The 22,097-nt window shown below is 58.1% G+C and carries 23 protein-coding genes; 14 read left to right on the top strand and 9 right to left on the bottom strand.

What is annotated here, in order from left to right:
• Positions 1–37: 37 nt before the first annotated feature.
• Both ACR0A2_RS04240 and guaA read right to left on the bottom strand, forming a co-directional pair.
• Positions 38–943, bottom strand: coding sequence for a DMT family transporter (locus tag ACR0A2_RS04240; protein ID WP_480618617.1), 906 nt, complete (start codon positions 941–943; stop codon positions 38–40).
• A gap of 204 nt (positions 944–1,147) precedes the next feature.
• Positions 1,148–2,707: a glutamine-hydrolyzing GMP synthase gene (gene guaA / locus ACR0A2_RS04235; RefSeq protein WP_171639596.1), complete on the bottom strand. Its 1,560-nt coding sequence runs from the start codon at positions 2,705–2,707 to the stop codon at positions 1,148–1,150.
• 93 nt (positions 2,708–2,800) lie between these two features.
• Here guaA and ACR0A2_RS04230 point away from each other — a divergent pair, with 93 nt between their 5' ends.
• Both ACR0A2_RS04230 and ACR0A2_RS04225 read left to right on the top strand, forming a co-directional pair.
• Complete coding sequence (locus ACR0A2_RS04230) at positions 2,801–3,250, top strand: GNAT family N-acetyltransferase (protein ID WP_480834143.1); 450 nt, start codon at positions 2,801–2,803, stop codon at positions 3,248–3,250.
• Between the two features lie 123 nt (positions 3,251–3,373).
• Positions 3,374–4,918: a trimethylamine methyltransferase family protein gene (locus ACR0A2_RS04225; protein ID WP_480834142.1), complete on the top strand. Its 1,545-nt coding sequence runs from the start codon at positions 3,374–3,376 to the stop codon at positions 4,916–4,918.
• Here ACR0A2_RS04225 and ACR0A2_RS04220 read toward each other — a convergent pair whose 3' ends face one another.
• Positions 4,919–5,218 (bottom strand): DUF6477 family protein, encoded by a 300-nt coding sequence (locus ACR0A2_RS04220; protein ID WP_171639595.1) that lies wholly within the window; start codon positions 5,216–5,218, stop codon positions 4,919–4,921.
• A gap of 241 nt (positions 5,219–5,459) precedes the next feature.
• Here ACR0A2_RS04220 and ACR0A2_RS04215 point away from each other — a divergent pair, with 241 nt between their 5' ends.
• A complete protein-coding gene (locus tag ACR0A2_RS04215; protein WP_171639594.1) occupies positions 5,460–6,539 on the top strand; it encodes a DUF6456 domain-containing protein in 1,080 nt (359 codons plus the stop codon).
• A gap of 49 nt (positions 6,540–6,588) precedes the next feature.
• Here ACR0A2_RS04215 and ACR0A2_RS04210 read toward each other — a convergent pair whose 3' ends face one another.
• Positions 6,589–7,137, bottom strand: a complete 549-nt coding sequence (locus ACR0A2_RS04210) for a peroxiredoxin (RefSeq protein ID WP_171639593.1) — start codon at positions 7,135–7,137, stop codon at positions 6,589–6,591.
• Positions 7,138–7,400: 263 nt separating this feature from the next.
• On the opposite strand from ACR0A2_RS04210, the gene lipA reads away from it, so the two are divergent.
• The gene (gene lipA / locus ACR0A2_RS04205) at positions 7,401–8,351 is read left to right on the top strand and encodes a lipoyl synthase (protein WP_171228645.1); all 951 of its coding nucleotides are present in this window, start codon (positions 7,401–7,403) and stop codon (positions 8,349–8,351) included.
• On the top strand, positions 8,348–9,499 hold the full coding sequence (locus ACR0A2_RS04200; protein WP_480834141.1) for an amidohydrolase: 1,152 nt from the start codon (positions 8,348–8,350) through the stop codon (positions 9,497–9,499). The genes lipA and ACR0A2_RS04200 overlap by 4 nt, the downstream gene beginning before the upstream one ends.
• Positions 9,500–9,510: 11 nt before the next feature.
• Here ACR0A2_RS04200 and ACR0A2_RS04195 read toward each other — a convergent pair whose 3' ends face one another.
• Together ACR0A2_RS04195 and hpt are read right to left on the bottom strand one after the other, a co-directional pair.
• Positions 9,511–9,867: a hypothetical protein gene (locus ACR0A2_RS04195; protein WP_480834140.1), complete on the bottom strand. Its 357-nt coding sequence runs from the start codon at positions 9,865–9,867 to the stop codon at positions 9,511–9,513.
• Between the two features lie 120 nt (positions 9,868–9,987).
• Positions 9,988–10,530: a hypoxanthine phosphoribosyltransferase gene (hpt, locus tag ACR0A2_RS04190; protein ID WP_152457820.1), complete on the bottom strand. Its 543-nt coding sequence runs from the start codon at positions 10,528–10,530 to the stop codon at positions 9,988–9,990.
• Positions 10,531–10,602: 72 nt separating this feature from the next.
• On the opposite strand from hpt, the gene ACR0A2_RS04185 reads away from it, so the two are divergent.
• Together ACR0A2_RS04185 and ACR0A2_RS04180 are read left to right on the top strand one after the other, a co-directional pair.
• Entirely contained in the window at positions 10,603–11,049 is a 447-nt protein-coding gene (locus ACR0A2_RS04185) for a type II toxin-antitoxin system RatA family toxin (protein ID WP_171232045.1), read from the top strand.
• A gap of 37 nt (positions 11,050–11,086) precedes the next feature.
• Positions 11,087–12,379 carry an MmgE/PrpD family protein gene (locus tag ACR0A2_RS04180; protein ID WP_480834139.1) on the top strand — a complete coding sequence of 431 codons (1,293 nt, stop codon included), beginning with the start codon at positions 11,087–11,089 and terminating at the stop codon, positions 12,377–12,379.
• Here the strand turns inward: ACR0A2_RS04180 and pyrC are convergent.
• Complete coding sequence (gene pyrC / locus ACR0A2_RS04175; protein WP_480834138.1) at positions 12,376–13,413, bottom strand: dihydroorotase; 1,038 nt, start codon at positions 13,411–13,413, stop codon at positions 12,376–12,378. The two genes, ACR0A2_RS04180 and pyrC, sit on opposite strands and share 4 nt — an antisense overlap.
• Before the next feature lie 162 nt (positions 13,414–13,575).
• Here pyrC and ACR0A2_RS04170 point away from each other — a divergent pair, with 162 nt between their 5' ends.
• Positions 13,576–14,484 (top strand): AAA family ATPase, encoded by a 909-nt coding sequence (locus ACR0A2_RS04170; protein ID WP_480618600.1) that lies wholly within the window; start codon positions 13,576–13,578, stop codon positions 14,482–14,484.
• A gap of 6 nt (positions 14,485–14,490) precedes the next feature.
• The gene (locus ACR0A2_RS04165) at positions 14,491–15,750 is read left to right on the top strand and encodes a vWA domain-containing protein (protein WP_480834137.1); all 1,260 of its coding nucleotides are present in this window, start codon (positions 14,491–14,493) and stop codon (positions 15,748–15,750) included.
• Between the two features lie 4 nt (positions 15,751–15,754).
• Here the strand turns inward: ACR0A2_RS04165 and ACR0A2_RS04160 are convergent, their stop codons facing one another.
• Positions 15,755–16,255, bottom strand: coding sequence for a hypothetical protein (locus tag ACR0A2_RS04160; RefSeq protein WP_152457825.1), 501 nt, complete (start codon positions 16,253–16,255; stop codon positions 15,755–15,757).
• A 228-nt stretch (positions 16,256–16,483) separates the two neighbouring features.
• Here ACR0A2_RS04160 and ACR0A2_RS04155 point away from each other — a divergent pair, with 228 nt between their 5' ends.
• Together ACR0A2_RS04155 and ACR0A2_RS04150 are read left to right on the top strand one after the other, a co-directional pair.
• Positions 16,484–17,452, top strand: a complete 969-nt coding sequence (locus ACR0A2_RS04155) for an XdhC family protein (RefSeq protein ID WP_152457826.1) — start codon at positions 16,484–16,486, stop codon at positions 17,450–17,452.
• Positions 17,449–18,450, top strand: coding sequence for a molybdopterin-binding protein (locus ACR0A2_RS04150; protein WP_171231722.1), 1,002 nt, complete (start codon positions 17,449–17,451; stop codon positions 18,448–18,450). Before ACR0A2_RS04155 ends, ACR0A2_RS04150 begins: the two co-directional genes overlap by 4 nt.
• Before the next feature lie 65 nt (positions 18,451–18,515).
• Here the strand turns inward: ACR0A2_RS04150 and ACR0A2_RS04145 are convergent, their stop codons facing one another.
• Positions 18,516–19,415: a MurR/RpiR family transcriptional regulator gene (locus tag ACR0A2_RS04145; protein WP_480834135.1), complete on the bottom strand. Its 900-nt coding sequence runs from the start codon at positions 19,413–19,415 to the stop codon at positions 18,516–18,518.
• Between the two features lie 88 nt (positions 19,416–19,503).
• On the opposite strand from ACR0A2_RS04145, the gene ACR0A2_RS04140 reads away from it, so the two are divergent.
• Genes ACR0A2_RS04140 through ACR0A2_RS04130 form a run of 3 tightly spaced genes read left to right on the top strand, consistent with a single transcriptional unit; the run spans position 19,504 to position 22,058 of the window.
• On the top strand, positions 19,504–20,277 hold the full coding sequence (locus ACR0A2_RS04140; protein ID WP_480834134.1) for a beta-keto acid cleavage family enzyme: 774 nt from the start codon (positions 19,504–19,506) through the stop codon (positions 20,275–20,277).
• The gene (locus ACR0A2_RS04135; protein WP_480834133.1) at positions 20,274–21,590 is read left to right on the top strand and encodes an aspartate aminotransferase family protein; all 1,317 of its coding nucleotides are present in this window, start codon (positions 20,274–20,276) and stop codon (positions 21,588–21,590) included. Before ACR0A2_RS04140 ends, ACR0A2_RS04135 begins: the two co-directional genes overlap by 4 nt.
• Positions 21,591–21,644: 54 nt before the next feature.
• The gene (locus ACR0A2_RS04130) at positions 21,645–22,058 is read left to right on the top strand and encodes a hypothetical protein (RefSeq protein WP_480834132.1); all 414 of its coding nucleotides are present in this window, start codon (positions 21,645–21,647) and stop codon (positions 22,056–22,058) included.
• Positions 22,059–22,097 lie beyond the last annotated feature (39 nt).

Genomic DNA, 22,097 nt, shown 5'->3' with positions numbered 1-22,097 from the left:
CTTTTTGGTTACTTTAAGGTCAACTGGTGACGGTGCGTTACGTATTGCGACTACTGTTTTCAACTGTTGCTAAACTGTTACGGCTTTCAGACCAGATATTCAGGAATATTCCTGAAAAGATGATCGCCGCACCGATCAGAACCCAATGGTCAATGGGTTCGTGGTATAGGATCATTCCGACCACAGCGATGGTGGGAAGCCTCGCAAAATCAAATGGGATCACAACTGTCGCCGGGGCGATCGCCAGCGCGTTGGTAATGCAGAAATGTGCCAGCAGCCCCGCCAGCCCGACCAGAACCAAAAACGGAAGGGTTTGCGCCGTGGGCAAGGCAATCTGCCCGTCAAAACCGGCTGCGATGGCCCCAAGCACCGCCTGCATGGACGTAAGCCAGAAAACGATGCAGCCGATGCTGGCAAAACGAGTGAGGTTTTTCGTGGTAATCGTTGTAAATGCGAAGAAAATCGCAGACGCGGCCGCGGTAGCAAGGCCGGGGCTCAAAGGCGCACTGCCTGGGCGCGTGACAATCAAAACGCCCGCAAAACCGATAAGCGCTGCCGTTATCTTGAGGCGCGTCAGACGTTCGTTCAGCAGCAGCGGCGACAGCAGGATCACCCAAAGCGGCTGCGTGAATTCCAGCGCGAACACCTGCGCCAGAGGCGCAACAGCGACCGCATAGAACCAAAGATTCTGCCCTGTGAAATGCAGGGTGTTTCGCAGGGCGTGCAACCCCAGGCGTTGCGTGGAAACCTGATCCCAACCGCCTGTGGCCGTGAGGACGAGGGCGACAACAAGAAACCCGACGAGGCTTCGATACATCATGATCTCGAACGTGTCGTGCACGAGGCTCAATTCGCGACCGGCAACCGCCATCGAGGAGAAGGACGCGATGGCTCCGGTCATCCACAAGGCGGCCTTGAATGTGTTTTTTTGTGTCTGATTCACGTACCGCACCCCGGCCTGGCCGCGCGGTCACGGCCTCGGTACCGGGGCTTTCGCTACGCGATCAATAAGATTGAATTCGTTGAATCATTGAAACGCTTATGAAGCGTCAGGTTCAAGGCCGTGCCCGACTTTTTCAGGCACGGCTTGGCAAGATTTCCCGGGATCGGGTCGTTTTGGCGTCGAACGCGGTTGCGTTTTGCCGGATCATTCCCACTCGATGGTTCCGGGGGGTTTCGAGGTGATGTCATATGTGCATCGGTTGATGCCTTTGACTTCGTTGATGATCCGGGTTGCCGTTTCGCCAAGGAACTCATGGCTGAACGGGTAATAATCCGCCGTCATCCCGTCGACCGAGGTGACGGCCCGCAACGCACAGGCATAGTCATAGGTGCGCCCGTCGCCCATCACGCCGACGGTGCGGACGGGAAGGATGGCAACGAAGGCCTGCCAGATGTCATCATAAAGCCCGTGTTTGCGAATCTGATCGATGTAGATCGCGTCAGCTTCGCGCAGAATCTCCAGCTTTTCGCGGGTGATCTCGCCGGGGCAGCGAATGGCCAGACCCGGTCCGGGGAAGGGATGACGCCCGATGAAGCTCTGCGGCAGACCAAGTTCGCGACCCAAGGCACGGACTTCGTCCTTGAACAATTCGCGCAGCGGTTCGACCAGTTTCAAGCCCATCTTTTCCGGCAGGCCGCCCACGTTGTGGTGGGACTTGATCGTTACGGAAGGCCCGCCCGAGAACGACACCGATTCGATCACATCAGGATAGAGAGTGCCCTGCGCCAGGAATTCGGCGCCGTCGATGGTATCGGCGTGTTTCTGGAACACGTCGATGAACAGCTTTCCGATGATTTTGCGTTTGGTTTCGGGGTCGCTCTGACCTTCCAGTTCGCCAAGGAACAACTCGGATTCGTCGGCGTGGATCAACTGAATGTTGTAGTTGTCCCGGAACATACCAACGACTTCTTCGGCCTCATTCTTGCGCAGCAGCCCATGATCGACAAAGACGCAAGTCAGCTGATCCCCGATTGCTTCGTGAATAAGGATCGCGGCAACCGAGCTGTCAACGCCACCGGACAATCCGCAAATGACCTTTTTGTCTCCGACTTGTTCGCGGATCTTGCGGATCATCTCTTCGCGATAGGCACCCATGGTCCAGTCGCCCTTGAACCCGGCCAGCTTAACGAAGTTTTCATACAGTTTCGCACCCTTCGGCGTATGGTGTACCTCGGGGTGAAACTGCACGGCATAGAAGTGCCGCGATGGATCGGCCGTGATCGCATAAGGTGCGTTGGGCGAGGTTCCGAATACCTCGAACCCCGGTGCGATTTCACTGACATGGTCGCCGTGGCTCATCCAGACTTGTTCATCGCCGTCCGCGAACCAGCCTTCCAGAATATCCAGTTTGTCTTTGGGTGTAACAAATGCCCGACCAAACTCGGCTGTGCCATGGCCACTTTCGACCTTGCCGCCAAGCTGATGCATCATCACCTGTTGACCATAGCAGATGCCAAGAATCGGAACGCCATAATCAAAAATCTCTTGCGGGGCACGGGGCGAGCCCTCGCGCGTCACGCTGTCCGGACCGCCCGAGAAAATCACGGCGCGCGGCGCCATTTCCCGCACGAAATCCATCGTGACATTCTGGTAAGGGTGAATTTCACAATAGACATTCAGCTCGCGCAGGCGGCGGGCGATAAGCTGCGTAACCTGGCTGCCGAAGTCGATGATCAGAAGGCGGTCGTGGGATGTCTGGGTCATAACCGGCTCATAAGTTGCAAGCCTTGCATGTGCAAGCGGTATGGCGTCATTTGGAGCAAAAGCTGAGTCAAACCGGCGGAAAGATCAGGTGCCATGTCGAAGATCGAGTTCAGAACGGCCGCTGTGGTGGATGCGGATGAGGTAACGCGGTGCCTGGAAAGGGCTTATGCAGATACGATGAGCCGGATCGAGGATCTGCCGGACGTCACTGCCGGGATCGTGGATGACATCAAGACCCACCGCGTCATGCTTGCGATATCCGGCGGTACAGTCGGGGTCATCGTTTTTGACCAGGTTGGCGACGCAATCATGGTGTTCAACCTTGCGGTTGCGCCCGAAGCCCAAGGGCAGGGGGTCGCGCGGCAATTGATGCAGTTTGCCGAAGAAGAAGCACAGGCGCGGAATCTGTCCAAGTTGAAGTTGCGAACTCATAAAATGATGAAGGACACGATTGCGATGTATCGGCACATGGGCTGGAAAGTCACGGATCAGGTGGGTAGCGGCCTTACCATGGAGAAAGCGTTGGCGGTCGATCCTGACTGACCGGTTGCTTCTTGGTGGGGCGGCAATGTCGCTTTTCCCCCCAGAGCGCCGCAATCCCTATGCTTGAGTTCCGGCAAACCTGTATCAAAACGCTCAATCTAACCAATCAGACGGGATTTTCTCATGGCAGAGGCAAACACCCGGCGCAGGGCGAGAGGTGGCGGTGGCGCTGCCCGCCGTGCCGAGCGTACCGCAGTTCGTATCGAGACTGCGAAATACATCGAACGCAACATTCCGAATTTCGAGATCCTCAACGAAGAGGCGCTTGAGATTATCGAAAACAACGCTGAAACCGTGCTGGAAGAAATCGGCGTCAACTTTGTCGACAATCCAGCAGCTTTGGAACGGTGGCGTGACGCGGGCGCAGATATCGACGGCGAGCGTGTGCGCATCCCGCGCGGTCTGGCGCGTGAACTGATCAAGACAGCCCCCAGCCATTTTACCCAGCACGCCCGCAACCCCGAAAGATCGGTTGTGATCGGTGGCCGCAACATGGTTCTGGCCCCGGTATACGGTCCTCCGTTCGTGCGTGATACTCAGGGTGGTCGACGCTATGCAACCATGGACGATTTCAACAAGTTCGTGAAACTTGCCTACATGTCCAAGTGGTTGCACCACTCGGGCGGTACGGTGTGCGAGCCGACCGACATTCCGGTGAACAAGCGCCATCTGGACATGCTGAAGGCGCATATGACCCTGTCGGACAAGCCTTTCATGGGCTCGGTAACCGATCCCAGCCGGGCACAGGATTCGGTTGAAATGTGCGAAATCCTGTTCGGCAAGGAGTTCGTGCAGGAAAACACCGTGATGACCTCGCTGACCAACATCAACTCGCCGATGACATTCGACGATGTGATGATGGGGTCGTTGGAGGTTTATGCGCGCAACAATCAGGCCTGCATCATCTCGCCCTTCATCGTGGGCGGAGCGATGGCGCCGGTCTCGGTGGCAGGTACTTTGACCCAGGTTCTGGCCGAGGTCATGGCCGGTGTTGCCTACAGCCAGATCATCCGCCCGGGTGCCCCCGCGATTTTCGGCGCGTTCGTGACGTCGATCGATATGAACTCGGGCGCACCCACCTTCGGCACACCAGAAGCCGCGCATATCACGTATGGTGCAGGCCAGCTGGCGCGTCGTCTGAACCTGCCATACCGCTCGGCAGGGTCGTTCTGCGGCTCGAAACTGCCGGACGCGCAGGCGGCCTACGAAACTGCGAATTCGCTGAACATGGGTCTGCTTTCGGGCGTGAATTTCATGCTGCATTCCTGCGGCTGGCTGGAAGGCGGTCTGGTCGCCGATTTCGAGAAGTTCGTCATGGATGCGGATCAGTTGGGCGTGCTGCATTCACTGGCCAAGGGCGTGGCCTATGATGAAAACGCGCAGGCCATGGACGCAATCCGCGAAGTAGGGCCGGGTGGTCACTATCTCGGCTGTGCCCATACGCAGGCCAACTTCAAGGAATCCTTCTGGAAATCCGAAGTGCTGGACTACAAGCCATATGAAACCTGGCAGGAAGAGGGTGCGCGTGACACGCGGGCTTTGGCCACGGCGCGAGTAGAACATTTGCTGGCCAATTATCAGCAACCACAGATGGACCCGGATACCGCGGCGGCGCTGGAAGCCTATATCGCCGAGAAAAAGGCCTCCATGCCGGATGCTTTCGCCTGATTATTTAAGAACCGAGGCGCGGCTGGCCTGATACAGCTGCGCCTCACCCAACAGCGCAATAAGCAGATCCAGATGCCGCACCAATGAGTAGGCGGCATCATCTTCTTTTCGCAGTTCATTTACCTCTTTCTCCATCTCAAGCAAACGCAGCAGCGCCTGACCTGAACCGGGCAGCGACCCGTATCCCAGAATACGTTGCAGATGCCTGTCCCGATTGTAATCCCGCGCCCCGAATCTGGCAGCACGCGCCAACATGCGTGGGCGGCGGAGGGTTGCGATCATTGTCATCAGGTCCTGCATGTTATGTGTCCTTTTTTCGGAAATTGATGGATCCTGTTTTTGCACAACTTAAGCGGGTGTTGCCTTGGTCAGAGTCTCCCCGAACGATGGTTTCACGACTGTTTATCTTTTTGAATCAAATCTGGTTCTTGCCTTGTGTGGTTAACGAACGAGTAACGAATGGACCTCTAGTTAGATTTGGTTAACCCACATTCCGAGGGCGAAAAGTGGCAGTTTGTTTTGTCGACGAGGGCAAATAATTATGGAAAACAACATGGCTTTCACCATTCCGGCATGGGTTCCAGAAGGGGCGCAAAGATACCTTGCTCATACCGAGACCGGTCGCTCGATCCGCGATATCGCGCGATCAGCCGGGTGCCATGCGTCAACTATCCTCAGGCAAATTCGACGCATCGAAATGCGCCGCGACGATCCACTGGTGGATGCGGCCTTGCAATCGCTCGCAGAGACACATTTTTCAGCTTCGGAGTGCGCAGACGGCCCGGCAAGCGGGTCAGAAAACGCGGCTGAAGAAGAATTTGAAAATGAGGCACTGCGTGTGTTGCGCCGCCTGAGCGAGACGGGTTCGGTCCTTGCCGTGGCCGAGGAAATGGACAAGGCGGTCGTCGTACGCGACACCGGCAATGCCGGGGCTACAAGAACCGCAGTCGTAGAGTGCAGGATCGCGCAGGCCCTGGCTTTGAAGGACTGGATCACCTGCGACAATCCCGGACGCATTTCGCGATATCGGATTTCCGCAGCGGGACGAACGGCGCTAAGTCATTTGATCGCCAAGGTAGAAAACAAGGCGCGTGCCGGGACTGACTTTGGTTTTGCCGAAGCTCAGAGTAGCTTTCAGGGCAAGCCTTCGGGCGGGTCCGCCGAGCGGGTCAAACGCATTCGGTACAGTGCTGCGGAAAGTCCGTTAATTGCATTGTCGCGCAGACGGGATCGTGACGGAAAACCGTTTCTGGATGACTCCCTCGTCAGCGCCGGCGAGCGCTTGCGCGAAGATTTTGAGCTGGCACAGATCGGCCCTCAGGTTTCGCAGAACTGGGATCGTTTTCTGACGACAGGTGGTCGAAGCAGTTTTGACAGTGAAAGCCATGGGGGAAAGGGGGCTTCTGATGCGAAGGACCGCGTTGCACGTGCCTTATCCGACCTGGGGCCAGGTCTGAGTGATGTTGCGTTGCGATGCTGTTGCTATCTGGAAGGGTTAGAGCTGGCGGAAAAGCGAATGGGTTGGTCAGCGCGGTCCGGCAAAATCGTCCTGCGGATCGCCCTGCAACGGCTGAAACGGCATTATCAGGAACAGGCGGAACGAGATCGGATGATCGGCTGATCAGAAAAAAAGGCCCGGTGTATACGGGCCTTTTCTTTGGATTTGCGGCTTAGGCCATTTCAGGTTCTGCTGACGCCTTCAGGTGTTTCATCAGGTTGTCCGGCGAGGACACGCCATAGGGATCTTCCGGGCAATTGTCCATCAGGCCGGGCTCTTCGAACCACGCCTCGACAACGCCATCATTGACGATGGCCGCATAGCGCCACGAGCGCATTCCGAAACCCAGATTGTCCTTGTCGACCAACATGCCCATTTTCCGGGTGAACTCCCCCGATCCGTCGGGGATGACTTTTACATTCTTCAGCTCCTGATCCTGGGCCCATTTGTTCATCACGAAACTGTCGTTTACGGACATGCAGTAAATTTCGTCGATTCCCATGGCTTTGAAATCGGCATAGCCGTTCTCAAACCCAGGCAGCTGATAAGTCGAACAGGTCGGGGTGAACGCACCCGGCAATGAGAACAGGATCACGCGCTTACCGGCGAAATAGTCAGCTGTCGTCTTGTCTTCCCAACGGAATGGGTTTGGTCCTTCGATGGAATCGTCACGGACACGGGTGTGAAAGGTCACGTCGGGCAGTTTTGCGCCGGTTTTCATAGTCAAACTCCTGTGATTCACATATGATTTTGGTGTGAATTAAAACAGTTCTAAACCGCATTCAATCGCGTAAACGCTGCGATTGCGAATAAGGCCAACGTCTTGCTATATATTGAAATTAAATTGCAAATACGAATACGCGCATGATGTATTTCTGCGCTTGCGAGGGTGCAACGCATAGCGGCTATGCGCCGCTGGTCTAACACCGCGCTTCTGACTATGTTATGAGCAACAAGAGTTGACCCAAAGTCAGGAAAACGACCGTGCGAGATCTGAAGATCCCCGAAGAGCGCCACCCGGAAAAAGCCCATCGTCCGGACAATGCACAGCCCAAAAAGCCGAACTGGATCAGGGTCAAGGCACCCGGTGGCAAGGGCTATGCGGATACGCGGCGGATCATGCGCGACAACAATCTGGTGACGGTCTGCGAAGAAGCAGGGTGCCCCAACGTAGGAGAATGCTGGAGCCAAGGCCATGCCACCATGATGATCATGGGCGAGATTTGTACGCGCGGCTGCACCTTCTGCAACATTGCAACCGGTCGCCCCGACGATCTTGACGCATTTGAACCCGGTCGCGTGGCCCATGCGGTCGAAAAACTTGGCCTGAACCACGTAGTGATCACCTCGGTGGACCGTGACGACCTGCAAGACGGAGGGGCCGAGCACTTTGCGCAGACAATCCGCGCGGTACGTCATCGTTCTCCGAAAACCACGATCGAGATTCTGACGCCGGATTTCCTGAAATGCGACAACACTGTCCTTGAGATTGTGGTCGAAGCGAAACCGGATGTGTTCAACCACAATCTGGAAACGGTGCCGGGTCTCTACCCCGAAGTGCGCCCGGGTGCGCGGTACTTTCATTCCCTGCGCCTGCTACAGCGGGTGAAAGAGCTTGATCCGTCGATCTTCACCAAATCGGGCATCATGGTCGGGTTGGGCGAAAACGAACAGCAAGTGCGCCAGGTCATGGATGACATGCGCGCGGCGGATATCGATTTCCTGACCATCGGCCAGTATCTGCAACCGACTCCGAAACATCACGGAGTGGATCGGTTCGTAACCCCGGAAGAATTCGCATCTTATGAAAAGGCGGCCTATGGCAAGGGGTTCCTGATGGTATCCGCAACGCCTCTGACCCGGTCTTCATACCATGCGGGCGACGATTTCGCCCGGCTTCGCGCGGCCCGGCAAGCAAAGCTACAGCAAGCGTGACGCCAGAGCGGATCGCGCAGCTCATCCGCCTGCGCCACGAGTTTCATCAACAGCCAGAGCTTTCGGGGCAGGAGGAGAATACCGCGGCGCGGGTTGCGGATCTTTTGCGCCAAGCGGGTGCGGACAGGGTTTTGTGCGGCATCGGCGGGCACGGTGTTGCGGCCGTTTACGAAAGCGGTGTTCCCGGCCCCACAGTTGGAATTCGATGCGAACTGGATGGGCTGCCAATTCAGGAACTCTCAGATCTGGAATATACATCTCGGATTGCAGGCAAGGGGCATCTGTGCGGCCATGATGGCCACATGGTGATGGTTCTCGGGGTGGCGGAGGCGTTGAAGGAACAGCGCCCAAAATCTGGCCGCGTGGTTCTGATCTTCCAACCCGCCGAGGAAACCGGACATGGTGCGATTGCTTATCGGGCCGATCCTCAGTTCGCTGAGGTTTCCCCTGACATCGTGCTGTCTCTGCATAATTTGCCGGGGCTGGAACTGGGGGCGGTGGAACTGTGTGAAGGTCCCGCGAATTGTGCTTCGCGCGGGATGCAAATCGTTCTGACAGGCAAAACCTCACACGCAGCCGCCCCTCAGGACGGCGTGTCACCGGCAGGTGCATTGTCCACGTTGATTCCGGCATTGGCCAGATTGGGGGCGGGTGGCGACTTGGATGACACCTACGCTTTGACCACGGTCACCCACGCCACACTGGGCGAGCGCACAGTTGGTGTCGCACCGGGACAGGCCGAACTGTGGGTGACCCTGCGTACGGTTTCGGACGCGCGGATGGAAAGCCTGATGACCGAGGCCGAAACTCTGGTCAGAAAGACGGCGGAGGCCGAAGGTCTGACGTTCGAAATCAGCTATGACGAGGTGTTCGAAGCCTGCGTCAATGACCTTGAAACCGTTTCGGTTTTGGCCAAAGCCTGTGCCGATCGGGGCGTCGCGTGCCGGCTGGTCCATCAGCCACAGCGTTTTTCCGAAGACTTCGGCCAATTTGGCAAAGGCGCGCAGGCGGCCATGTTCTGGTTGGGGGCGGGGCAGGACCATCCGCAACTGCACAACCCGGATTATGATTTCCCGGATGCGCTTATTCCGATTGGAACCGGGATTTTCCTGAGCGCGATTGATGTCGTGCTTGGCAAAACCTGCTAGTCACGATCCACTTATTTGACCAGATCGCCAACGATTCCAACGGCTTGTATAACTGTCTTTGTATCATCAGATATCGAGAGTATTTCATCATCCACCCGGATATAGCGCTGGCCGGGCCCCAAAGGCTTGAGCTTCCAGTTGTCGAGATCGTCGATATAGTCAAAACTCAGATCACTCGGCAGCTTCTGCCCACGCGTGTATCTTTTGATTTGACCGGGCGGTACGGCTTTGCCGTTTGACTTGATGGATTTCTCTACCTTGTTTTTATTGGCACCTTGCCCTTTGCCCTTATTGTCTTTTGCAGCACCCGAACTTGCAAGTGCCACGATCGCTATAACGACGCCGGCTGTCGCAACTACACGCTTCATCCATAATCCTCCCGAGCTGATAGGAAGAGTAAGGGCTCGCAAATAAGTTTGTCTATTATTATTCGGGTTTTTGAATTTGAGGCGCTGGGTAGCCACTCAAATTGCCCTGGTAAAGTGCGGCTAGTCCTCGGTAAACCGGACTTTACCGATAAACGGCAGGTTGCGGTTGCGCTGAGCGTAATCGATCCCGTAACCCACGACGAATTCATCCGGAATTTCAAAGCCGATCCAGTCTGACCGGAAATCAACTTCGCGACGGCTGGGTTTGTCGAGCAGGGCAATCGACTTGAGCCGTTTCGGCTTGCGGCTGCGCAGCAGGTTGGTGACGTGGTTCAGCGTGTGCCCGGTGTCGACGATATCTTCGACCACCAACACGTCGCGGCCTTCGATGGCGCCGCGCAAGTCCTTGAGAATGCGCACTTCCCGGCTGCTCTCCATCGAATCGCCATACGAGGACGCCTCAAGGAAATCCACTTCGATCGGCAGGTCCAGTTCCCGCACCAGATCGGCGATGAAGACGAAACTGCCGCGCAGCAATCCCACGACGACAAGCTTGTCGGTATCGCCGAACTCATCCGTGATTTCGCGGCATAACTCTTCGATCCGCGCCGCGATGGCCTTGGCCGAGATCATCTCATCTATCACATATGCGCGGTTAGTCATCGCAGCCCCCTTGATCTTTGGCGCGCAACATACGACATGACGCGCCATTGTCACCTGCAAATACCGGACACCATGCCAATCCATTCGGAAACCCGCCACCTGCCATACACAGCCCAGCAGATGTATGATCTTGTTGCGGATGTGGGCAGCTACCCAAAGTTTCTGCCCTGGTGCGCCGCGGCCCGGATCCGCAAGACCTATGCGGTCGGTGAGGCCGAGGTGATGGAGGCCGATCTGGTCATCTCGTTCAAGGTGTTCCGCGAACGGTTCGGCAGTCGGGTGACCCTGTTTGCAGATCAGAAGAAGATCGATACCGAGTATCTGGACGGGCCTTTCAAATACATGAAATCCGACTGGCAGTTCGAGGACGCGCCCGATGGGGGCTGCAACATCTCGTTCCATGTGGATTTCGAATTCAAGAACGCCATCCTTCAGGGGATCATCGGCGTAGTGTTCAACGAAGCCATGCAGCGGATCGTCCGTGCCTTCGAGGCGCGTGCGAAAGAACTCTACGGCTAGGACTTTACGCGGCAAGGGCGCACGCTAGACTGCGCTCATGACGGATTTCACAGCAGCATTGGCCACCTTCGCGGCGGGCCCGGTTTCAACGACGGCTCAGGCGCGGATTGTCACGTCGCTGTCCGTTCTGGATTGGATGGCGGTTGGTCGTGCAGGGGCGTCCGAGCCGGTGTCCTGCATAGTTCGCGATATGGTTCTGGCCGAGGGCGGGAACGCTCAGGCTCATCTGTTCGGAGGGGGCGCGGCCCCATTGCGCAGCGCAGCTTTGGTGAATGGAACCATATCCCACGCGCTGGATTACGATGACACGCATTTCGCACATATCGGGCATCCGTCAGTCGCCATCCTGCCTGCGACCCTTGCCGTGGCCGAGTGGGATGACCGCATTCTGGTCGATCTGCTCGAAGCCGCGCTGGTCGGTATGGAAACGTCAATCCGTGTCGGCCTGTGGCTGGGCAGGGGGCATTATCAGGCCGGGTTTCACCAGACAGCGACATCCGGTGCATTCGGGGCCGCTGCCGCCGTGGGGCGGTTGCTTGGATTCGACAAGGTTCAAATGCGGTCCGTATTGGGTTTGACGGCAACGCGCGCGGCCGGGCTGAAGGCCCAGTTCGGAACAATGGGCAAGCCTTACAATGCTGGGCTTGCCGCTTCGGCAGGGGTCGAGGCGGCTGTGCTTATTCAGCGTGGATTTCAACCCAACGCCGACGCGCTGGAAGGCACGTATGGATTTGGCGCGACCCATCATGGTGCAGCGGATCAAAGCGCGCTGGATGGTTTGGGTGATGAATGGTTGTTCGAAACAGTCAGCCACAAATTCCACGCCTGTTGTCACGGCCTGCACGCGGCGTTGGAGGCGGCGCGCGCGCTGGACATCGCGGAACCCGAAGTGGCCGAGATCAAAATCAAAACCCATCCCCGTTGGATGAGTGTGTGCAATCAGCTTTCGCCCACAACCGGGCTGGGGGCCAAGTTCTCTTACCGGACGGTCATCGCAATGCAGGCGCTGGGGTATGATACGGCTTTACCGGGCAGCTACACCGACAAGGTCTGCGCGGACCCGCGCATTGCGTCTCTGCAAGATCGCATCACGGTCGAAGCGGATGAAAACCTGTCGGAAACGCAGGCGCATCTGGCCTTGTTGCGTCGCGACGGTATCCGCCGCGAGGCGACGCATGACCTGATGACCCCAATGTCGTTGTCTGACCGCGAGGATCGCGTGCGCGCCAAAGCGTCGAAGCTGATCGGAACGGATGAGGCGGACGCGATCTGGTCGATGCTGCGCACCGGCGGTCGCGCCCGTGATCTGGCCGAACGTATGGCGGGTTAAGCCACGCTCCAGTGCAGTGGAAAGCCCGGGTCGAACACCGTGACAGGTCCATCGCCCGTGTCGATCTTTGACGGGTATGCAACCGGCTCGCCCTTGGTCAGGGTCATCGTCTCTTCGTTCACCGGCAGGCGGTAAAAGCCCGGCCCGTTGAGCGAGACGAACGCCTCGAGCTTGTCCAGCGCACCTTCGCGGTCGAACATCTCGGCCACCAGAGACATGGTATTCGTCGCGGTGAAACACCCCGCACAGCCACAGGCCATTTCCTTGTTTGCATCCGTGTGCGGAGCGCTGTCCGTGCCCAGGAAGAACCTCGGGTCGCCCGACGTTGCGGCAGCCAGCAGGGCCAGGCGATGTTCCTCGCGCTTGGCGACCGGAAGGCAATAGTAATGCGGTTTGATCCCGCCCACCAGAATATGGTTGCGGTTGATGATCAGGTGGTGCGCGGTGATCGTCGCGCCCAGATCCGTTTCGTTGGCTTTGACATAGTCCACGCCATTGGACGTGGTGATATGTTCCATCACCACGCGCAGACCCGGCGTCGATTTTCGGATCGGGTCCAGAACGCGGTCGATGAACACGGCCTCGCGGTCAAAGATGTCGATCTCGGCGTCGGTCACTTCACCATGGACACACATGGGCAGGCCGATCTCGGCCATTTTCTCCAGAACCGGGCGCACTTTGTCAAAGTCACGCACGCCCGAGGCCGAATTGGTCGTGGCCCCTGCGGGGTACAGCTTGACCGCTTTTATCAGCCCGCTGGCATGGGCGGCGGCGACGTCCTGCGCGTCTGTATCCTCGGTCAGGTACAGGGTCATCAGTGGCTCGAACACCATGCCGTCGGGCAGGGCGGCCAGGATTCTGTCGCGGTAAGCGGCGGCCTGATCCCCGCGCACGACCGGCGGCACGAGGTTCGGCATAATGATCGCACGGGCGAAATGACGTGCAGTTTCGGGCAGAACGGCCTGCAACATGGCGCCATCGCGCAGATGCAGATGCCAATCGTCGGGGCGGCGGATCGTGAGGGTATCAGTCATGGCCTTCCGCTAGCATAGCTGCCCCGAAAGACCAACCAGCCCGGAACGAGTTGCCGAAAAAACTTGTCAACCAACCGGAACGTCGTAGCTCTGACAGGGGCTGGGGCCTTGACGCAAAGGCGCTTGCGTGACCTGTTTGTCCGCGAAGTAGAGAGGAATTCCATGACGCAGCCAAATTCCATCGATGCCGTGCAGCAGATGCTGGGCCGTCAGGGCTATGTCTGCGGACGGGCCCTTGCCACGGTTGTGTTCCTGTCGCTGAAGCTTGGACGCCCGTTGTTTCTGGAAGGCGAAGCCGGAGTTGGAAAGACGGAAATCGCCAAGGCGCTGGCATCCGGTCTGAACCGCCGTTTGATCCGCTTGCAGTGCTACGAAGGTCTGGATGCGTCCTCGGCCGTTTACGAATGGAACTTTCCGGCGCAGATGGTTGCGATCCGAACGGCCGAAGCTTCGGGCGGGGCCGACCGGGGCGCGTTGCAGGCGGAACTGTTTTCGGATGAATACCTGATCGAACGCCCCTTGCTGCAAGCAATGCGCCCCGACGAAAACGGAGCACCGGTTCTTCTGATCGACGAACTGGACCGGACCGATGAACCGTTCGAAGCCTTTCTGCTGGAAGCTCTGAGTGATTTTCAGGTCACGATCCCTGAATTGGGAACTGTTTCAGCACCCGAACCACCCATTGTGATTGTCACGTCGAACCGAACCCGCGAAGTGCACGATGCCCTCAAGCGTCGCTGCCTGTATCACTGGGTCGATTATCCCGATTTCGAACGCGAGATCGAAATTCTGCACGCGCGCGCGCCGGAGGCCGCCGATGCGCTCAGCCGCGAAGTCGTGGCTTTCGTCCAGCGTCTGCGCACCGAGGACCTGTTCAAGAAACCCGGCGTGGCCGAAACCATTGACTGGGCCAAGTGTCTGCTGGCGCTGGACGTGATGAACCTTAGCCCCGAGGTGATCGGTGACACGCTGGGGGCGATTCTGAAATACCAGGACGACATCCAGAAGCTGCAAGGGTCTGAGGCCAAGCGAATTCTGGATGAGGCCAAAGCGACGCTTGAACCGGCCTGACGCGCTATGGCCGAGCAAGTCCCGCTGGATATTCCTGACAACCCAAAGCTGGCGCACAACATCACCCATTTTGCCCGCGCGCTGCGGAAGGCGGGGCTGCCGATTGGTCCGGGGCGGGTGATCGATGCAATTCGTGCCGTGCAGGCGGCAGGTTTCACCCAGAAACGGGATTTCTACTGGACGCTGCACGCCTGTTTCGTGAACCGCCCCGAACATCGCACGGTGTTTGCGCAGGTCTTCCGAATGTACTGGCGCGACCCGCGATACATGGAACACATGATGGCCATGATGCTTCCTGCCATTCGGGGCGTGCAAGAGGAACGCAAAGCGGATGCCGGTGAAAAGCGCGCAGCCGAGGCCCTGCTGGATGGTGTCGAACGTGACGCGCCCCAGCCGGCTGCGCAAGACGAGGGCGAAACCGAAATCGAGATTGACGCCACGCAAACGGCATCGTCCGAAGAGCGTCTTCGCAACCTTGACTTCGAACAGATGAGCACCGCAGAAATCGCGCAAGCCAAACGCGTGTTGGCGCGGATGACCCTGCCGGTCAAACCCATTGAATCGCGCCGCGGACAGGCCAGCCATCTGGGGCACCGTATCGACCGCGCCCGCACATTGCGCGCAGCCATGCGGCAAGGGGGCGAATTGCGTGATATCGCCCGACTGCAACCCAAACCGCGATGGCCAAATCTTGTGGCGCTTTGCGATATTTCGGGTTCGATGAGCCAATACAGCCGAGTCATTCTGCATTTCCTGCACACCGTCTCGAACGCCAAAGGGGCAGGTTGGGCCAAGGTTCATGCCTTCACCTTCGGCACGCGCCTGACCAACATAACCCGCCATTTGCATCATCGGGATGTTGACGCAGCGCTTGCCGCTGCCGGGGCCGAGGCGCAGGACTGGGAAGGGGGCACACGCATCGGCGACTGTCTGCATCAGTTCAACAGAGACTGGTCAAGACGTGTCATGGGGCAAGGTGCGGTTGTTCTTTTGATCACCGACGGTTTGGAACGGGGTGACCCGGAGAGCCTTGAGAAAGAGATCGAGCGGCTGCACCTGTCCTCCAAACGCCTGATCTGGCTGAACCCTCTGCTGCGCTGGGACGGGTTTGCCCCCAAGGCCCAGGGGGTGGCGGCCATGCTGCCCCATGTCGACAGTTTCAGGGCAGGGCACTCGATTGCCTCGCTCGAGGACCTGGCCGCCGTGATTTCACAACCTGACGACCAGGGACAGAAAGCACGGCTGATGGCCGCGCTTTCCGATTAGACCGTTACGACAACTGTTCTTCGTTGCACTTCCGGGCCATTTCCATGGCCTTGTAGGTGCCGGTCAGATCGACGGTAAATGCATAGGATGTCTCGGGGAACACGATCATGACCTTTTTCTTGGCCAGATCATCCGCGAATTGTGGGTTGTCTGACAGAACATAGCCTCCGGAATAACCCTTAGTGATGTTGCCTTTCATACCTGTGGCTTCACCCAGATAGATGTTGTCGCCGATCAGGATGGCCACTTCTTGTGTTTCGCCACGTTTGATGTCGGTATCGGCTTTGGTGAATACCCCCACATACCCCACGCCGCGATCTTCGGTCAGGCCCATCTGAACGACGTTTTCCGCATCGTCCACCGCCTCGATCAGGCAGGATTTCTTTTCGTTGTCGATGAAGACTTTCCAGCCCTCGACCTCTCCATAACGTTCGAATGTGTCAGCCCACGCTGCGGTCGAAGTCAAAAGGCCAACCACTGCGCCCAGTGCAAGATAATGTTTCAACTGCTTGTCTCCGAAAAAATGTGTTTGGTATGCAGCTTGGGCAACCGGCCCGCTGCCCGCACAAGCTAAAACCCGGGCACATAACAATCAATACTATGATTTATTGAATATTGCTCAGGCTTTAGCATCGGCTTGCAAGGTTCAACATAGACGTTTTGACAGGGGCGTTGCGCTTTTCATCCCGCCAATCCTGCCTATGTTGGAGACAGATGACGTCTGGAGGTCCTGATGGAACGATTCGACAACAGCCCGGAAACGGCATTGAAGTGGCACCGCAATGGCAGCGGCGCCGCGCTTGCCACGGTTGTCGAAACTTGGGGCAGCGCGCCACGCCGGGTGGGTTCCCAGCTGGTGATCGGCGGCGATGGTCGGATCGAAGGCTCTGTGTCTGGCGGCTGTGTCGAAGGCGCGGTGATCGTCGAGGCGCTTGAGGCCATTGACGAAGGCGAAGCCCGCTTGCTGGAATTCGGGGTGAGCGACGAAGATGCCTTTGCGGTCGGGCTGGCCTGTGGCGGGACCATTCGCGTTCTTGTCGAACCCGTTGGAAAGGTACTGCCCGAACCGATGCTTGCGGAACTGGTTGCAGCCCGGGCAGCGCGTGAACCCATCGCTTACGAAGTCAATATCGATACCGGGCACAGAGCCTTGCGTCGTAACGCCTATGCGGAACGGCTGCGCATGGATCGGTCTGGTTTTGAAGAAGATGGTCAGACCTTTGTGGCTGTTCACAACCCGCCGCTGCGATTGATCGTTGTTGGTGCGGTGCATATCGCACAGGCATTGGTGCCGATGGCGCGAATTGCCGGGTATGATCCCGCCATAATTGACCCGCGCGACGCGTTTGCATCCAGCGCCCGTTTTCCGGGGGAAACGATCCTTACGGATTGGCCGGATGAGGCCGTTGCAAAACTCGGGTTGGATGCGCGCACCGCAATTGTCCTGCTGACACATGATCCAAAGCTGGATGATCCGGCGTTGCAAGCTGCACTGGATGCGGGCGTGTTTTACATTGGTGCATTGGGATCGACACGTACCCACGCCAAACGCGTCGAGCGTATGAAAGCAGCCGGTTTCAGCCAACAGCAAATCTCGAGGATTCATGGGCCAATCGGGTTGGATATCGGGGCTGCCGGCCCATCCGAGATTGCCGTTGCAATTCTGGCGCAGATGACGGCCGTTCTGCGAGGCAAGGCATGAGGTTTGGTCCGGTACCCGTCTCCGAAGCAAAAGGCGCCATTCTGGCCCATTCGGTGACAGCTGACGGTCAAAAGCTGCGCAAGGGGCTGTCACTGCAAGCAGAGCATATGGCGCAGTTGACGCAGGCGGACATCCGCGAAGTGATCGTTGCGCGCCTTGAACCCGGCGATTGTCACGAAGACGAGGCCGCACGTCGTTTGGCCGCGGCTCTTGCACCAGATGCGGCGTCGGCCAATCTGCGCGTGACAGACGCGTTCACCGGCCGGGTCAACCTGTTGGCGGACGGGCCGGGCGTGGCGGTTCTGGATGTGGATGCGCTGGAAATGTTCAATCAGGTCAACCCGATGATCACGGTTGCGACGGTTCCGCAATACCAGCAGATGGGCCCGAATGGCATGGTCGCCACCATCAAGGTCATCTCATATGCCGTGCCAGAGGCTGATGTTCGGCGGGCCGCCAATTTGGCGCAAGGGGCCGTGCGCCTGGCAAGACCCGTTCACAAGACGGCAGGTTTGATCGTCACGGATATCCCCGGCGGCCCGCCCAACGATAAGGGGATCGCCGCCATTCGCGGACGGACCGAAGCACTGGGTCTGGATTTGTGTGATGTGCAGATCGTGCCGCATCGCGTGGATGCGCTGGCCAAGGCGGTTACCAGAACGACCGGTGATCTGCTCATGATCCTGACCGGATCCGCGACCTCGGACCCGGACGATGTTGCCCCGTCTGCTGTTCGGTTTGCCGGTGGGCGGGTGGATCGGTTCGGGATGCCGGTTGATCCGGGAAACCTGCTGTTTCTGGGTGCGATGCAGGATCGACCGGTGATCGGGTTGCCCGGGTGCGCACGATCTCCGGCGTTGAACGGGGCGGATTGGGTTCTGTCACGGGTTGCCTGCGGGATCGAAACGACCGGATCGGATATTGCCGGAATGGGGGTCGGAGGATTGTTGAAGGAAATCCCGACCAGACCGCAGCCGCGCGCCAAACGAAAAGAATGATCGGCCGCTGATCCTGAACGGGGCTGAATTCTGAGGTTGACCCCAGAGGCTTTGACCGAACCGGCTTATGGTTTTCTGAGCTTTGGCAATACGCCGGGTCGCCAATACGCACCGGTATCTTCCCGCGCTTTCTGATAGGCATCCACTCTTTCTCTGGCGGTCTCTCCGCCGGCGTCAAACAAATGGCCCAGCAGGCATTCAAGAACGGCCATTGCCCCCGAAAAACTGGAAAACGGGTGCAAGGTTCGCGTGCTGACAGGCAGGACGACATCCGGTTCAACCCCCGGGGCGATGACCTCGCTATCCGACAACAGGACGATGCGCATCGACCGGTCCCGAGCATACCGCATCGCCTGAATCGTGTCGGCGGAATAGGGGTGAACCGTGATGGCAAACAGACAATCCTCGGCGGTGGCTTCGACCAGATCGTCGATGGCCGAACCCATGTGGCGGGGCACCAGCTGAAGCCCGGGATGGGCCATGCGTGCAGCGTAGTGAAAGTAATAGGCCAGCGCGTGGCTGGATCGTGTGGCCGTCACATAACAGCGACGCGCCGATCTGATGTGCGCGACGGCCTGTTCCGTCAAATGGGGGGCCATGAGACGCAGCGATCTGGCCACGACATTTATTTCGTTCTGCGCAAATCGTGCCTGCGCCGCACCAAACTGTCCTTGTTCCTTTAGGTGTTCCAGCCAATCCTGCCCAAACCTGTCCTCACCATCGGTTGTCAGAGCGTTTCGAAATGGGCGCCGAAAAGCGTCAAAGCTGTCATACCCCATGCGTTGCGCCAGCCGGATCAGAACGTTCGAGCTGATGCCGATGCGATCGGTGGTGGTTCGGATCGAATTCAATGCGAACTCGGCGGGATGATCGATGATATACTTTACAGCGACCTGCATTTGCGCAGGCATTTCATCGATCTCGCGGCGCAATTGCGTAACGATGGCGGTAAGAGTGCGGGTCATGCGGCAAACAAAACATATGTTTTCCATTTGGTAAATTGAAAACGAAACTTGGGCTCATTAGCTGAGGACAGAGGAACACGAGGGCGCAGTGACCGAGAGCACAGCGAAAACCATCGGAAAACCATATATACTGGTTGCTCCGAACGGGGCCCGGCGGGGCCGCGCGGATCACCCGGCCTTGCCAGTCACGACGGATCAGATCGTCGCAACGGCGCGGGGCTGCCACGAAGCTGGGGCGAATGGCATACACCTGCATGTACGGGATGCCGACGGGCATCACACGCTGGATGCCGGATTGTATCGCGAAACAATCGCGGAACTGAAAAGGGTGGTGCCGGGCATGGATGTTCAGATCACCACCGAGGCAGCAGGCGTGTTCGACGTATCGTCGCAGTTTGAATGTCTGCAACGGGTCCGGCCTGAATGGGCCTCGATTTCAGTCCGAGAAATCGCGCGGACCGTTGATCTTGCGCCTCGGGTCTATGCGCTATGTGCGGCTCAGGGCACGCGGGTTCAGCATATTCTCTACGACACGGAAGATGTGAAGCTGCTGGAAGACTGGCAGTCAAAAGGTATCGTCCAGCCGGACCAGACAGACCGATTGCTTGTGTTGGGACGCTACAGTCAGAATCAGCAATCCGTGCCAGCGGATCTGGATGCGTTTCCGTCCAGCCCGGCCAATTGGATGGTGTGCGCTTTTGGGACGCAGGAACATGACTGTCTGGTCGAAACCGCGCGGCGCGGCGGTAACCTGCGTGTTGGATTCGAAAACAGCCTGACGGCACCGGATGGCACGCTCTGGACGGACAACGCGGCCTCGGTCGCAGCTTTGGTTGAAACACTTGGAAGGACCGGAACATGAGTCATGTTTTCCCACGCCACACCAAATCTGAACTTCCCGTCGCGGCGGGTGGCGACGGCGCTTATCTGATCGATGCCGAGGGCAAGCGATATCTGGATTGCGGCGATGCGGCCGTGTCCTGTCTGGGGCATTCCAACCCGGCAGTGATCCGGGCCGTGCAACAGCAGGTGGAACAGATCGCATTTGCCCATACCGGGTTCATGACCTCGGAACCGGCCGAGGCATTGGCCGATCTGCTGGTCCAGCACGCGCCGGGGGATCTGGACCGGGTGTACTTCGTATCGGGCGGGTCCGAGGCGACCGAAGCGGCCATCAAATTGGCGCGCCAGTATTTTCTGGAAATCGGGCAGCCCGAGCGCCGCCACGTGATCGCGCGCAAGCAAAGCTATCATGGCAACACTCTGGGGGCCTTGTCTGCCGGGGGAAACGCCTGGAGACGGGCTCAATTCGCGCCGATGCTGATCGAAATGACCCATATCTCGGCCTGTTATGAATATGCCGAAAAGCCCGAGGGTGAGAGCAGCTTTGACTATGGTCAGCGCGTCGCCAACGAGCTGGAGGCGGAACTACTGCGCCTGGGTCCCGAAACGGTTATGGCCTTCATGGCCGAGCCGGTTGTCGGTGCTACGCTTGGCGCGGTTCCGGCGGTTGAGGGGTATTTCAAACGCATCCGGGAAATCTGCGACCAATATGGCGTGCTGCTGATTCTGGATGAGGTAATGTGCGGCATGGGGCGCACCGGTCATCTGTTCGCCTGTGATCACGACGGCGTTGCACCGGATATTCTTTGCATCGCCAAAGGGTTGGGCGCAGGATATCAACCGATCGGGGCGATGCTGTGCACCGATGAAATCTATGGCGCAATTCGCGATGGATCAGGGTTTTTCCAACATGGGCATACCTATGTCGGCCATCCTGTCGCTACGGCTGCGGCTCTGGCGGTGGTCCGTGAACTGACAGTGGGTGATTTGCCGGCGCGCGCCGGACACATGGGCAGCAAACTGCATTCCGCACTGGAAGCCGCGTTTGGACAGCACCCGAACGTGGGCGATTTGCGTGGCCGTGGCCTGTTCCGGGGTGTGGAATTGGTGGCGGATCGCGAGACGAAGACGCCCTTTGATCCGTCGTTGGGTATTGCCGGAAAGATAAAGAAGGCGGCGCTGGCCGAAGGGTTGATCTGTTATCCCATGGCGGGCACTCGGGATGGCCGGAACGGAGACCATATACTTCTTGCGCCGCCATTCATCATAAATGACGAGCAGATAGGCGAACTTGTCAGCAAACTGGAACGCTCTTTTTCAGCCGTTCTCTGACAATGCCGTGAGCACCCTGTTTGCCTGCGACGCGTTTGCTATGTGTCGTGGGCAATGGAATTGGAAAAGGCGACGTCCATGGTGCTGGATATCTGGCTCAGTTTCCGAACGCTCCCTGTGTGGGTGCAGGTCTGGGTAGCCTTCATTTTGGTACCGGTAAACCTGCTTCCGTTGGCATTTCTGGATCAGCCACAGGGGCACCTGATTGCATTGCTTGCAATTTCAGGCATGGCGCTGAACGTGCCTATCATGTTGGGTGCACGCGGGATGAGCGGTGCGATGGCCTTGCCGCACATTCTGTGCTGGGTACCGTTGGTCATCATCGTGACGCTTTTGCTGTTTTCCGAAGACCCCCTGAGCCCAGCCTTTGCCGGCTTTCTCCGGGTGCTTCTGATCGTCGATATCACCTCGCTGGTGTTCGATTTCCGGGACGCGGCCCGTTGGTTGCGCAACAGGCACGCGCCCTGAGCAAAAAAAGCCCCTTCAAGAGAGAAGGGGCTTGGACCG

It is taken from the genome of Ruegeria sp. H8, from assembly GCF_056532905.1.
Note: the sequence above shows the minus strand (reverse complement) of the source record. Positions and strands in the feature narration are given on the sequence as shown.